The sequence below is a fragment of the Pantoea sp. GW821-FHT03E06 genome (genome assembly GCF_059420725.1).
Window position 1 is genome coordinate 2514405 of sequence record NZ_JBWKUG010000001.1, and the last position, 12845, is coordinate 2527249.

Genomic DNA, 12845 nt, shown 5'->3' on the forward strand with positions numbered 1-12845 from the left:
GTTGGTGAAGTTAAATGGGCAATTCGCCCAAGTAAATTTGTTGAATACGATCGTCGTTCAGCAACGCATCCGAGCGCCCCTGATAGGGTATGGTTCCACTGTCCATCACCCAAGCGTGGTCGGTGGCTTGCAAGGCCAACCGCGCGTTTTGCTCGATCAGCAGTAATGTGATGCCAGTGGTACGCAGAGAGTGGATAACCTCGAAGATGCGCTCCACCATGATGGGCGCCAGCCCCATGGAGGGTTCGTCCAGGATGAGTAATTTCGGATTGCTGAGCAGTGCTCGGGCAATCGCTAAAAGCTGCTGTTCCCCACCGGAAAGCAGCCCAGCCAACTGCTGTTTTCGTTCAGCAAGGCGAGGAAACTGTTCCATTAGCTGCGCAATGTGGTGGCGAACATGGGTGCGGTCACGGCGGTGCCAGGCTCCCATTTGCAGATTCTCCAGCACTGTCATGCGCGTAAAAATTCCGCGTCCTTCCGGTACCAGCACAATGCCTTTTTGGACCAACTCATTGGGATGCAAACCTTTGATGGATTGCCCCTGCCAGAAAATTTCGCCGGAGTAAGGCTGCAAACCGCAGATAGCGCGTACAGTGGAGCTTTTACCTGCGCCGTTCGCGCCGATAAGCGTGCCCTGCTCTCCCGGCTGCAAACTTATATTGATGCTTCGTACGGCCTGTATGCCGCCGTAATGCACGCTAAGATCCTTGATCTGTAACGCAGACTCTGACATGTGCATGGCCTCCCAGATAAGCTTTGATCACCGCAGGATGGCGACGCACCGTCTCTGGATGGCCAGATGCAATCACTTTGCCGTAGTCCAGTACCGAGATGTGATCGCACAATCCCATCATCAATTTCACATCGTGCTCAATAATCAGCAGCGTTTTACCATCGTCCCGAATGCGGCGCAGCAAACCACCTAGCGCGACTTTTTCTGCCGCATTCATGCCCGCTGCGGGTTCATCCAGCGCCAGCAGTTTGGGATCCGATGCCAACGCCCTGGCGATTTCCAACCGGCGCTGATGGCCGTAAGCCAGGTCGCAAGCGCGATAGTGGGCAAACTGAGCAATACCGGTGTATTCAAGCCACTGCCATGCCAGTGTTTCGGTCTCACGCTCTTCAGCACGCGCGCGGCGATGGCGGGAGAGAGCGGCCCACAAACCGTTACGTGTCCGGACATGCCTGCCGATCATCACGTTTTCCAGCACGCTCATCTCGTTGAATAAACGCAGATTCTGAAAAGTACGCGCGATACCCGCTTGCGTGACTTTTTCTATTCTTTGCGGGGTATAGGGTTTTCCCGCAAGGTCAAATTCGCCACTGTCAGCTCGGTATAACCCGGTGATGAGATTAAAACAGGTGGTTTTGCCAGCACCATTCGGCCCAATTAGCCCATAAATGTCGCCCGCCTTAACGTTCAGGCTGACATCATCAACCGCTTTAATACCGCCAAAGTGTTTATGCAAATGACGCACGCTCAGCAGATTCATGATGCCACCCCCGGATGACGCACCGGCCAAAGGCCATGCGGCCTGAACAGCATCACCAGTACCAGCGCCAGTCCATAAAACAGCTGACGTAAAATTTCCGGTTCAATGATCACGCTACCAAACAGTGCCTGCTGCAATGGAATCGCCTGGCTTCTCAGTACTTCGGGCAATGCAGAGAGCAACACTGCACCAAGAATGACGCCCGGCACATGCCCAATTCCGCCCAAGACCACCATGGCGAGAACCACGATTGACTCGTTCAACGTAAACGACTCCGGTGAGACAAACCCCTGGAAAGACGCGAACATCACCCCGGCTACGCCACCGAATGACGCCCCAAGCGCAAATGCCAGCAGCTTGAAGTTACGGACGTTGATACCCATGGCACGCGCCACATCCTCATCTTCACGAATTGCGTGCCAGGCGCGGCCAATGCGCGAATGTTGCAACCGTAAACAGATAAAGATGATGACCGCGATGAGCAGCGCGAAAAGGTAATACCATAAATAGAGTGCCGGAATTTTTTGGCCCAGCAGGTGGTAAGTGCCACTGAATTTCAGGCCAAACAGATTCAGGGAATCAATACCTGAAATGCCTTTTGCACCATTCGTGATATTGACCGGACGATCGAGGTTACGCATCAAAATACGGATGATTTCACCAAACCCCAGTGTGACGATCGCCAGATAGTCACCACGTAATCCCAGCGTGGGTGCGCCCAGCAGAATGCCGCAGATACCCGCAACAAAAGCGCCTAACGGCACCAGCCACAAATAGGAGGTATGCATGCCATGGGAGAACATGGACTGCAAGGCGGGAAAGGCATCCATAAGATGCGGTGACGCCAGAAGCGCCGCGAGATAGGCACCCACGGCATAAAAGGCAATAAACCCCATATCCAGCAGGCCCGTAAAGCCCACCACAATATTCAACCCTAATGCCAACATGATGTAGAGCAGAGTAAAATCAATCACCCTGACCCAGTAATTACCACCCGTGGCAGATGCAAGCCAAGGCGCAATGAGCATGCCCGCGATCAGTAATAACAGGCCTGAATTGAGGCGGCGTTTGGGTACATTTTCAAATGAAATAGCGCTCATAGTCTTATCCTCAGGCACGCTGTGCCACGCGTTCGCCTAACAACCCTGCTGGTCGGAACACCAACACCAGAATTAAGATAATGAAAGCAAAAACATCCTGATAATTACTGCCAAAGACGCCATGCGTTAGCTCTCCCAGATAGCCCGCGCCCAGCGATTCAATAATACCCAGCAGCACTCCGCCCACCATGGCACCACGAATATTGCCAATCCCACCCAGAACCGCAGCAGTAAAGGCTTTAATTCCCGGTAAGAATCCCATCGAGAATCCGGCATTGCCGTAGTTACTTGCCATCATGACTCCTGCTAAAGCGGCGAAAACACCCCCGATGGCAAAGGTCAACGTGATGATGCGGTTTGGGTTGACGCCCATTAGGCTGGCTACGCGAGGGTTTTCAGCAACGGCACGCATACCGCGCCCCAGCCGAGTAAACCCCACCAGCAACCACAACCCTGCCATGGCGCTTAAGGCCAGCAGGAAGGTGACAATACCGGTAACAGTAATAATGGCAGGGGGATGCTGTGCATCACCGGCGGTGATCGCTATCGGATCCATCGATAAAACTTGCGGGAACATCAGCGGATTGCGGCTCCAGATGATCATCGCGCAGGTCTGGAGCAGGACAGAAAGGCCAATACCACTGATCAACGGTGCCAGGCGCGGAGCATTGCGCAAGCGGCGGTAAGCAAAGCGCTCAATGCCCATTGCTAGTAGCGCGCAAACACCCATTGCCAGCAGAGTGGCAATCGTTAGTACGACCAGTGCATTTAAGTGTGGGAAATGTTGAGTAAGCAACTGCATCCCAGACAGGGTAGTCAGTGCCCCAGTCATCAAAATGTCGCCGTGTGCAAAATTAATGATGCGCAAAATTCCGTACACCATGGTGTATCCAAGCGCTATCAGGCCATAAATGCTGCCAAGCATCAGGCCATTAATCAGTTGTTGTATAAATGTATCCACAGTAGTTATCCGGAATTAGCTGTTGCGCGCTTAACATCCGATAACTGAGCAAAATTGTAAAATACGTATATATTCTTACTTATGGCAAAATTAATTACCTATAACCATATGATTTAAGTTAACTTATTTTCAACTAGAGAGTTTCCACCGCTGAGAAATAGTGGTTTATATGAGAAAAACAGAACAATCAATCGATGATGATTTCGCATCACATACAGCGTTTTCGGATGATCCACCTTTACGCGCTGTACGTGTGTTCGAAGCCATCGCGCGTTTAGGTAGCTTGAGTGCAGCGGCGCAAGAGCTAAATATCTCGCCTTCCGCGGTGAGCCATCAGCTTCGCGTGTTGGAAAACTTTTTGCAGCTGCCGCTAACCGATCGCCAAGGCCGCCGGCTGGTTCTTAGTTCGTCGGGCAGGGAATATTATCGCTCCATTCGTTCTGCATTTTCGGTACTCCGACAAGCGACAGGGCATATCATGGAGCAAAATCCCTCACGCAAAGTGACTATCAGCCTGATTCCCCTTTTTGGCATGAGTTGGTTTATTCCCAGACTGCCTAAATTCTCGAATATCCATTCGCAAATTGAAATTAACGTGGTGTATGCCAATCACCGTAATTATCACAGCGATGCCTCTGACCTTTCTATTCGCTTCGGTACCGGACAATGGGCGGGATACAATGCAGAAAAGCTGATCTCCGGGAAAATGGTGCCAGTTGCCAGCAAGGATTTTTTACGCACACATGGCTATATCGATACTCCTGAAATCCTGGCACAAACAAAAAAAGTGCATGATGAGGAGAGGAATGCATGGCAGCAGTGGTTCAACAGTCTCGATATCACGCATTTCAGGAAAGAGGGTCCCATCTTTGAAGATGGGTTACTGACGTTGGCTGCGGTGCGCGCAGGTCTGGGATGTGGCCTGTTGAGGGAGCCGATGATCGCCCCTTTTCTTGCATCAGGCGAACTGGTGAAGCTTTTCGACCACGAAATCGATGATGGCAGGGACTATTATTTATGTACTCGACAGAATATGGATCTGTCTGAAGACAGTCGATTACTGCAGAGATGGTTGTACGGTGAAGCAAAGGGTTCAGAGATGAATCAAATGATAATAAACGCTAAATAACTCACAGGTTGTCAGCGCAGCTGACAAGATTATACCTACATACACGATGCATTATATGATGATCAACCTATGTGTGACATGAATTCTATAAGCCTCGAAACGTTTGTGAAATCAAGTCAACCGCGCCATCGGTAATGGCAGCCTCTCTTGACCTGCTTCCCATTGATTAACACACCGCAAGGTTAGCAATATCTTCATCCGTCACATGAGTACATCCTCATGAAGAATCCTTTTCCGACGATAATGTCATCAATATTGTCCGCGAGGCCGAACCCGGGGTTACGGCCCTGAAACTTTGCCGTAAGCAAGACCCCATCTGCCCCTGATATTGACTGATTAGACAACAAGCGGGTATACCGCATTTGTAACCTTAACGGCTGGGGTGTAAAACGCAGGCGACGCCGCAAGGGTCTGCCGACTGATTGCAGCTGACATGAAGCCGGTTATGCCTGGATCATATTCGGGGGCAGGGTCAACAACCCGATATTACAAACTGACGTTGTTATCTATTACTTGGGACGTCAGTGACAATAGTAGCGATCACCAAATGCACGAGGCCGCACACATCAGTTTGTAGAAACTGCTTCGATTGGTGGTCATTCTGGTGGTCTTGACAGGGAGAGCTTTCAGCATTAGCTTACTTATTAGCCAGTTACTGGCAAAGGCGATCCCAGTCAGAGGAGCCATATTTAGAGAAGCCCGCTTAGGAAACTAAGCGGGCTTTTTGCATTGTGGTTTCCGACAGCGTGAAGATACAAAACTGTTATCAACAACTTAAAAAAATCCCAGGTTTTCAAAATTACCTGTCGCTGGATCATACTTTTAATTAAACACGTATATTTTATGTGGATTTTTGGCTGTCTCACGTTTACTTTCAATTGCGAATGAGCCTTAGGGATTAAGGATACCACTCATAACAAAGGAAAGTCGGATATGTTAAAAGTCAGATTTTTTGATGCAAAAGTGAGAAGCGATTTTTGTAACTATGCTTCAGCTATTACTGGTTGCATCGCTGCGGTAGTTTTATTTAAGGATATCCCGCTAGAATATAAAGATATCGCAGGCGTGACATGCATTATCCTATTAATCCTGGTTTATCTTTTCATCTGGCTCAGGGCGAATAAGCTTAGAACAATTAATTTGACCGTTGAAGGCAGCACGGTAACGATTAAAACGGGTGATATTTTTGCGGAGCAAGGTCTCAAGGCGATTGCTTTTAACGAGTACTTTGATACGAAGGTAGATGATATCGTCATCGCACGTCAAAGTCTCAACGGTAAGTTTATTACTGAGCATCTCTCCTGTTCGCGAGAAAAACTGGATGAACACATTGATAATTATGCCTATGCAAGGGAGGATGTTGCCGCGCTTAATACCACTAGATTATCAGGTAAAAATCAAAGTTATAAGCTTGGAACCATCTGCGTCTGGGACGATTATCTGTTAACGGCTTTTGCCCGGTTTAATAAATTTAATGAAGCCCATTTATCAATGCCTGAATACCTGGCGTTTCTGATTAATTTTTGGGATAGCGTTAATCGTGTGTATGCCCAGAAAAGCGTCACGGTGCCTATTTTTGGGTCAGGCATCACAAGAATAAAGGGACACAAGCGGATCAATGATGAAGAACTATTGAAAATTATGCTCTGGACTTTCCGAGTGAGTGAAATGCGCTTTAAACACCCCGCAAAATTAACCATCATGATTCATAAAGACAAGATCAGCCAAATCAACTTATTTGACCTCCAGTCAGCAAGAAATGGATTGTAGCGTAAAGCTTAACGCTCTGGTTAAGCGAGATGTATTCAAAATAACAAAGGAGTGATTATTTATGGTATACCGTACCAGAACCTATATTGCGGGCGAATGGGATGGCGATAAAGACGCCATCGAACAGTTACATCTCTGGAATAAGAGTAAACATTGGGGTCTTTCTTTTACCGATGCACATGACTTAACACAAGCCCGCGACAGCAGTTTAAACTGCAGTATCAAATCCTCACTGGCAACAAGATTTAATTCATCAAAAAAATTTGTGCTTATTGTTGGAAAAAATACTAAAACGGCCCGAAGTGGCCGTTGTCAGTATTGCGCGAGTTACCGTAGTTGGACAAGCTCTTGTTCAAAAGGGCGGTCGGTAGATCACCGTAGCTACATCGAGTATGAGTGTGAGAAAGCAATAAAGGATAATCTTGAAATCATCGTGCTTTACAACGCGGCCTCTGTTAATAAAGATAAATGCCCTGATGCCATACGGAATACAGGTACTCACGTTGCTATGTGCTTCCTGAGGGATGGTACCTACTATTGGGATTATCAGGCTGTAAAAAACGCGTTCAGTTAATGCCGCACATAAAAAAACCCGCTGGCCTAACAGCGGGTTTTCTATTCCTCAGCGCACAGTTCATTCCAGTAGCTGTAGCGCATTACATGATGTAAGCGCTCATCTCTCATAGTAGCGATACACCGAGGGATGGAATTCAACACCATACAGTTGGCTAAGCGGAATCAGTAGATCGATGTGGTTACTGAGATCGAACTCGCGCTCTTCTGCGGGTTTGGTCGCGCCGTTGAGTAGCTGGTTAAACCATTGCTGCAAGAAATTTTTCATGGTCAGCGTCTCCGTAATTGATTGACGCTGACAGTAAACCTCATCCCGCCATATAACCAAAACGATTAGTTGTGCGCTTCTTTGCCAGCTGATGCATATAAAAAAAGTGCGCATCAATGCGCACTCTACAAATCCATCGCCAGCGGAGGAAATCCCCCTATTCCCTGCTTTTGGCCATCATCTTATGGTAATTGTTCAGCCATTTGCCGCTGTTTAAACGCCACCAGAAGCACAGGCCGCGCACCGTCCAATCGAGGAACATGCCGAGCCACACGCCCACCACGCCCATGCCCAGCACAATGCCGAGGAAATACCCGGCCACCACGCGTGCGCCCCACATACTGAACATCGACACATACATGGTGTAGCGCGCATCGCGTGCGCCCTTCAGGCTGGCGGGCAGCACCCACGAAGCAGTCCAAATCGGCATAAAGGCGGCATTCAGCCAAATCAGATGTTTCGTCACCGAGATGACTTCCGGATCGCGGCTATAAAACTGCGCCAGGGTTCCGGCGAGCGGCACGGTGATTAACGCCAGCGAACACAGTCCGATCATCGCCAGCCAGAACACATGTTTGATTTGCCGTTCCGCCTGCATCACCTGATTAAGCCCCAGCCTTCGTCCCGTAATGATGGTTGAGGCCGATCCGAGGGCATTGCCCGGCAGGTTGATCAGCGAAGCAATCGAGAAGGCGATAAAGTTACCGGCGATTTCATTGGTGCCCATACCAGCGACAAAAATCTGCGTCAGCAATTTACCGCCGTTAAACAGCACCGATTCGATACTGGCGGGAACGCCAATGCCCAACACTTCCATCAGAATATTGCGATCCCAGCGACGAAAATAGCTGGCGATGGAAATTTTCAATGCTGGAGCAATGCCGCGATACAGCACGTAAATCGCCGCCGCCGCACCAATATAGCGTGAAATGGTTAGCCCTAATCCGGCGCCGACAAAGCCCAATCCTTCCCAACCCATACAGCCGTATATCAGTACGCTACTGATCACGATGTTGAGAATGTTCATGCCGCCGTTAATCAGCATCGGGATTTTAGTGTTGCCCGCACCACGCAGTGCACCGCTGCCAATCAGCGCAATCGCCGCCGCTGGATAGCTCCACGCCGAAGTTTGCAGATAGCTCAGCGCCAGCTCTTTCACTTTGGGATCCGCGCTGCCGGCAATCACATCAATGATCAGGTGTCCCCAGAATTCAATGGCGATGACCAGCACAAAAGCCAGCGCGGTCATCAGTCCCAGCGACTGACGCGTCGCCGCGCGCGCACGCTTACCGTTGCGCTTGGCCAGGCTAAACGCCACCACCACCGTGGTACCGAGATCGATTGCCGCGAAGAAGGAGATCACCACCATATTGAAGCTGTCGGCCAGACCCACGCCCGCCATGGCTTCTTTGCCTAACCAACTCACCAAAAAGGTACTGAGGACACCCATGAGCATCACACAGAGGTTTTCGATAAAGATCGGCACGGCTAAGGGGGTAATTTCACGCCAGAACAACGTGCGATAAGAGCGACGTTTGGGATACCACGCCGTATTTCTAACCGCCCGCATCATTACTACGCCAGGATTTTGCAAGGGATTTCCAAATCACTTTGGAGAGGAAGAAGAGTAATAATGATGATAGGCCACTGACAAATATGCAAAGTGTTTCCCATCACCATTTAATCATTATTACAAACTTTTTGTCGCCACCACCGCAGGATCGGCTGCACCTCCCAGATAGGCGCTGCGCACGTCGTCGTTATTGAGCAACTCGGCCCCGCTTCCGCTGAGACGAATCTCGCCATTGACCATCACATAACCGCGATCCGCCAGCTGCAGCGCATGCCTGGCATTCTGCTCCACCAGAAACAGCGTCATTCCCTGCTGTGTTAGCTCGCGCAGGATGGCAAAAATCTGCTTTACCACAATCGGCGCGAGCCCAAGACTGGGTTCATCCAGCAACAATAATTTGGGGCGACTCATCAACGCGCGGGCAATCGCCAGCATCTGCTGCTCGCCACCGGAGAGCGTCATGGCGCGCTGCTTACGCCGCTCCAGCAGGCGCGGAAACAGCTGATACATGCGATCTTTATCCTCCTTAACAAAGCGTTCGCCAATGGCGATGGTGCCCATCAGCAGATTCTCTTCTACCGTCATATCGGGAAAAATGCGGCGCCCCTCCGGCGCCTGCGCAATACCGCTGGCGGCGATAAAATGGGTTGAGCGCTGGCTGATCGCTTCGCCGCGTAGGCGGATCTCGCCGCTGGCGATGCGCGGCTGGCCAAAGATCGACATCAGCAGGGTCGATTTACCCGCCCCGTTGGCGCCAATCAGCGCCACGGTTTCGCCCTGATTAACCGTTAATGAAACCTGTTTCAATGCCTGCAGCGGACCGTAAAACACATCTACCTGCTCAAACGCCAGCATCGGTTCAGCCATGGTCGCTCTCCTCTTCTGCCCCCAGATAAGCGGCAATCACTTTGGCATCGTGACGAATTTGCTGCGGCGTGCCCTGCGCAATCACGTCACCGTGATCCAGCACCACGATGTGGTCAGAAATGCGCATCACCATCGGCATGTCGTGCTCAATCAGCAGTACGCTGATGCGATGGTCGGCGCGCAGGCGATGCAAAATCTGGCTCAGCGCCTCAGTCTCCACTGGATTTAACCCCGCCGCCGGTTCGTCCAGGCAAATCAATTCTGGTCGTGTACACATGGCACGCGCAATCTCCAGCCTGCGCTGCTGACCATAAGAGAGTGTGCCCGCCAGCCGATTAGCACTGGAGACCAAATCAACATTTTCCAGCCAGTAGAAAGCGCGATCGAGTGCACGATTTTCCGCTTGGCGATAGCCGCGCGTGTTCAGTACTCCCGCCAGCAGTTGGCGATTGACCTGCATATGCTGCGCCACCAGCAGATTCTCAATCACCGACATCTCACGAAATAGCCGAATATTTTGGAAGGTGCGCGCCAACCCGGCGCGGTTCACCAGATGCGCGCCGCCAAACATCTTGTACCAGAGACGCGAGCCGAGCCGTGCCGGATGGATAAAGTCTGTTGCATGAATTTTTTGTCCCAACACCTGAATCACATCGGTGCTGCGCTGGTTGGCATTGAGCACAATGCGCCCGCTCGTCGCGCGATAAAAACCGGTCAGGCAGTTGAAGACCGTGGTTTTGCCTGCGCCGTTCGGGCCAATCAGTGAGGTCACCGATCCGCGCTCCACCGCCAGGCTAACATCATTCAACGCCTTAATGCCGCCGAAGCGCATCATCAGGTTGGTCACTTGCAGGATGGCATCACTCATGGCGCACTCCTTTGCGTAACGGCACACCGACGCGTGCGGTGCGCACCAGGCCGCGCGGCCGCCAGATCATCATTAGCACCATTAGCATGCCGAACAGCAGCACGCGATACTCGGCAAAGCTGCGCAACAGTTCGGGCGCCACCGTCAGGACAAACGCCGCCAACACCACGCCGAGCGTCGAGCCCATACCGCCGAGTACCACAATGGCGAGGATCAGCGCCGATTCAAAAAAGGTGAATGACGTAGGATTAACGAAGCCCTGATAGCTGGCAAAAAATACTCCGGCAATGCCCGCGGTGGAAGCACCCAGCATGAAGGCGGAAAGCTTAACTAATACGTGATTGAGCCCCATGGCGCGGCAGGCAATTTCATCTTCGCGCAGCGCTTCCCAGGCACGGCCAATCGGCATGCGCGTCAGGCGATGTTTGATCCACAGCACCAGCAGCACCACCAGAACCAACACCACGTAAATGAAAATAAACTTCATATTTGGGTTGTAGGTGACATGAAAGAACTCGTGATACGGCACGCCACCCTCGCGCGCGCGCCGACCAAACTCAAGGCCAAAGAAGGTTGGCGACGGTACAGAAACGCCGTTCGGCCCTCCGGTAAAAGAGAGCCAGTTAGTCAGCACTAAGCGGATAATTTCACCGAAGCCGAGCGTAACAATCGCCAGATAATCACCGTGCATGCGCAGCACCGGAAATCCCAGCAGCGCACCGGCAAAAGCGGCCAGCAGCGCGGCGAGTGGCAGCATGCTCCAGAAGCCCAATCCAAGGTATTGATAGCCGAGCGCCAGGCCGTACGCGCCGATGGCGTAGAAGGCGACATAGCCTAAATCGAGCAACCCGGCGAGCCCCACCACAATGTTTAAACCCAGCCCGAGCAGCACGTAGATCAGGCCAAGAATCGCCACCGTCAGCAGGTATTTACTGGAAAGAAACGGAAAGGCCAGCGCCACGATCAGCAGCAGAGGCAGAATCCAGCGCAGGCGCGAGCGGTAGCCGGGATCGCGCACGTAAACGCCATCATCCCCGCCGGCAAACTTACGCATAACGCGCTGGCCAAAGGGGGCGAGGATAAACACGCTAAACAGCAAGCGTCCCGCCATCACCACGGCCACCAGCAGCCCCACGCGCTGCGGTGAGAGTGTGAAACTGTAACCATCAAGCACTACGCCAACGATCGGTCCAAAGACCACCAGCGCCACCAGTCCTGCCAGCAGCGTGTCGAGCAGCGCCTGGCGCAGCGGATTTTGCGTCATTGCCTTCATCAAAACGTCCTCACACTTTCGCAACCAGCGGCCGTCCCAGCAATCCTTGCGGGCGGAAGATCAAAATCACCACCAGCAGCGAAAACGAGAACACATCTTTGTAATCCGAGTTCACCATGCCAGCGAACTGCGCTTCCGCCACGCCGAGCAGCAATCCGCCCAGCATTGCGCCCGGCAGCGAACCGATGCCGCCGAGCACCGCCGCCGTGAAGGCTTTAATGCCAATGATGAATCCGGCGTAGAAATCAAAAGTGCCGTAATTCATAGTGACCAGCACGCCAGCTAATCCGGCCATCGCCGCGCCAATGACAAAAACCAGCGAGATCACCCGATCGGTATTAATCCCGAGAATCGATGCCATGCGCCGGTCCTGCTGCACCGCGCGGCAAATTCGCCCCAGCTTGGTGTATTGGATAACCCACGTTAGCAGCGCCATGCCGCACAAGGCCGCGATCAGAATGAAAATTTTAGTCCAGGTGATTTGCACCACGCCGCCATCAATCTCCATGCGCAGCACGCCCGTCAGCAGCGTTGGAATCCCCTGCTGATTCGGTCCCTGGCTAAGCTGTACATAGTTTTGCAAAATCAGCGACATGCCAATCGCCGAGATCAGCGGTGCAAGCCGCGTTGAGTTACGCAGCGGCCGATAGGCAATACGTTCAATCGCCCAGCCGTAGGCCGACGTAACAATGATGGTGAAGATCAGGGTGCCGAAAATCAGCAGCGGAAAGGAGTGAATGCCAAAGAAACTGAGGAGCGATAAGCCAATTGCGCACAGATAGGCGGAGATCATATACACCTCGCCGTGGGCGAAGTTGATCATGCCGATGATACCGTAAACCATGGTGTAGCCGATGGCGATCAAGCCATAAACCGCACCCAGCGTTAAACCGTTAATCAGTTGCTGTAAGAAGAAGGCGTCCATAATCTCGTCTCGTACTCAATGGGAGCGCACACCTCACGCTCAATC

Annotated in this window: 13 protein-coding genes; 3 read left to right on the forward strand and 10 right to left on the reverse strand. The window is 51.8% G+C overall.

The window, feature by feature from the left end; translation table 11 throughout:
- Positions 1 to 10 precede the first annotated feature (10 nt).
- The 4 genes from AC07WB_RS11790 to AC07WB_RS11805 form a co-directional block, all read right to left on the reverse strand.
- Complete coding sequence (locus tag AC07WB_RS11790; protein WP_097096881.1) at positions 11 to 733, reverse strand: ABC transporter ATP-binding protein; 723 nt, start codon at positions 731 to 733, stop codon at positions 11 to 13.
- Positions 699 to 1493 carry an ABC transporter ATP-binding protein gene (locus AC07WB_RS11795; RefSeq protein WP_494940549.1) on the reverse strand — a complete coding sequence of 265 codons (795 nt, stop codon included), beginning with the start codon at positions 1491 to 1493 and terminating at the stop codon, positions 699 to 701. Before AC07WB_RS11795 ends, AC07WB_RS11790 begins: the two co-directional genes overlap by 35 nt.
- On the reverse strand, positions 1490 to 2521 hold the full coding sequence (locus tag AC07WB_RS11800; protein ID WP_320204513.1) for a branched-chain amino acid ABC transporter permease: 1032 nt from the start codon (positions 2519 to 2521) through the stop codon (positions 1490 to 1492). The genes AC07WB_RS11795 and AC07WB_RS11800 overlap by 4 nt, the downstream gene beginning before the upstream one ends.
- An 82-nt stretch (positions 2522 to 2603) precedes the next feature.
- Positions 2604 to 3554 carry a branched-chain amino acid ABC transporter permease gene (locus AC07WB_RS11805; protein WP_097096878.1) on the reverse strand — a complete coding sequence of 317 codons (951 nt, stop codon included), beginning with the start codon at positions 3552 to 3554 and terminating at the stop codon, positions 2604 to 2606.
- A gap of 169 nt (positions 3555 to 3723) precedes the next feature.
- Between AC07WB_RS11805 and AC07WB_RS11810 the strand changes: the two genes are divergently transcribed.
- From AC07WB_RS11810 to AC07WB_RS11820, 3 genes are all read left to right on the forward strand, one after another.
- The gene (locus AC07WB_RS11810) at positions 3724 to 4683 is read left to right on the forward strand and encodes a LysR substrate-binding domain-containing protein (RefSeq protein WP_097096877.1); all 960 of its coding nucleotides are present in this window, start codon (positions 3724 to 3726) and stop codon (positions 4681 to 4683) included.
- A gap of 933 nt (positions 4684 to 5616) precedes the next feature.
- Positions 5617 to 6453, forward strand: coding sequence for a macro domain-containing protein (locus AC07WB_RS11815; RefSeq protein WP_494940550.1), 837 nt, complete (start codon positions 5617 to 5619; stop codon positions 6451 to 6453).
- A gap of 61 nt (positions 6454 to 6514) precedes the next feature.
- Complete coding sequence (locus AC07WB_RS11820; protein ID WP_494940551.1) at positions 6515 to 7027, forward strand: TIR domain-containing protein; 513 nt, start codon at positions 6515 to 6517, stop codon at positions 7025 to 7027.
- A 99-nt stretch (positions 7028 to 7126) separates the two neighbouring features.
- Here the strand turns inward: AC07WB_RS11820 and AC07WB_RS11825 are convergent, their stop codons facing one another.
- From AC07WB_RS11825 to AC07WB_RS11850, 6 genes are all read right to left on the reverse strand, one after another.
- Positions 7127 to 7294, reverse strand: coding sequence for a hypothetical protein (locus AC07WB_RS11825; RefSeq protein ID WP_345829205.1), 168 nt, complete (start codon positions 7292 to 7294; stop codon positions 7127 to 7129).
- A gap of 157 nt (positions 7295 to 7451) precedes the next feature.
- Positions 7452 to 8864 carry an EmmdR/YeeO family multidrug/toxin efflux MATE transporter gene (locus tag AC07WB_RS11830; protein WP_494941070.1) on the reverse strand — a complete coding sequence of 471 codons (1413 nt, stop codon included), beginning with the start codon at positions 8862 to 8864 and terminating at the stop codon, positions 7452 to 7454.
- Positions 8865 to 8984: 120 nt separating this feature from the next.
- Positions 8985 to 9734 carry an ABC transporter ATP-binding protein gene (locus AC07WB_RS11835; protein ID WP_400456248.1) on the reverse strand — a complete coding sequence of 250 codons (750 nt, stop codon included), beginning with the start codon at positions 9732 to 9734 and terminating at the stop codon, positions 8985 to 8987.
- A complete protein-coding gene (locus AC07WB_RS11840) occupies positions 9727 to 10602 on the reverse strand; it encodes an ABC transporter ATP-binding protein (RefSeq protein WP_494940552.1) in 876 nt (291 codons plus the stop codon). Before AC07WB_RS11840 ends, AC07WB_RS11835 begins: the two co-directional genes overlap by 8 nt.
- Positions 10595 to 11875 (reverse strand): high-affinity branched-chain amino acid ABC transporter permease LivM, encoded by a 1281-nt coding sequence (gene livM, locus AC07WB_RS11845; protein WP_097096872.1) that lies wholly within the window; start codon positions 11873 to 11875, stop codon positions 10595 to 10597. Before livM ends, AC07WB_RS11840 begins: the two co-directional genes overlap by 8 nt.
- A 10-nt stretch (positions 11876 to 11885) precedes the next feature.
- Positions 11886 to 12800, reverse strand: coding sequence for an ABC transporter permease subunit (locus AC07WB_RS11850; protein ID WP_097096871.1), 915 nt, complete (start codon positions 12798 to 12800; stop codon positions 11886 to 11888).
- Between the last annotated feature and the right edge of the window lie 45 nt (positions 12801 to 12845).

Coding starts and splice junctions, on each gene's coding strand:
- AC07WB_RS11790 (WP_097096881.1), bottom strand. CDS start 733: ATGTCAGAGTCTGCGTTACAGATCAAGGATCTTAGCGTGCATTACGGC.
- AC07WB_RS11795 (WP_494940549.1), bottom strand. CDS start 1,493: ATGAATCTGCTGAGCGTGCGTCATTTGCATAAACACTTTGGCGGTATT.
- AC07WB_RS11800 (WP_320204513.1), bottom strand. CDS start 2,521: ATGCTCATTGCGCCTTGGCTTGCATCTGCCACGGGTGGTAATTACTGG.
- AC07WB_RS11810 (WP_097096877.1), top strand. CDS start 3,724: ATGAGAAAAACAGAACAATCAATCGATGATGATTTCGCATCACATACA.
- AC07WB_RS11815 (WP_494940550.1), top strand. CDS start 5,617: ATGTTAAAAGTCAGATTTTTTGATGCAAAAGTGAGAAGCGATTTTTGT.
- AC07WB_RS11820 (WP_494940551.1), top strand. CDS start 6,515: ATGGTATACCGTACCAGAACCTATATTGCGGGCGAATGGGATGGCGAT.
- AC07WB_RS11825 (WP_345829205.1), bottom strand. CDS start 7,294: ATGAAAAATTTCTTGCAGCAATGGTTTAACCAGCTACTCAACGGCGCG.
- AC07WB_RS11830 (WP_494941070.1), bottom strand. CDS start 8,864: ATGCGGGCGGTTAGAAATACGGCGTGGTATCCCAAACGTCGCTCTTAT.
- AC07WB_RS11835 (WP_400456248.1), bottom strand. CDS start 9,734: ATGGCTGAACCGATGCTGGCGTTTGAGCAGGTAGATGTGTTTTACGGT.
- AC07WB_RS11840 (WP_494940552.1), bottom strand. CDS start 10,602: ATGAGTGATGCCATCCTGCAAGTGACCAACCTGATGATGCGCTTCGGC.
- livM (WP_097096872.1), bottom strand. CDS start 11,875: ATGAAGGCAATGACGCAAAATCCGCTGCGCCAGGCGCTGCTCGACACG.
- AC07WB_RS11850 (WP_097096871.1), bottom strand. CDS start 12,800: ATGGACGCCTTCTTCTTACAGCAACTGATTAACGGTTTAACGCTGGGT.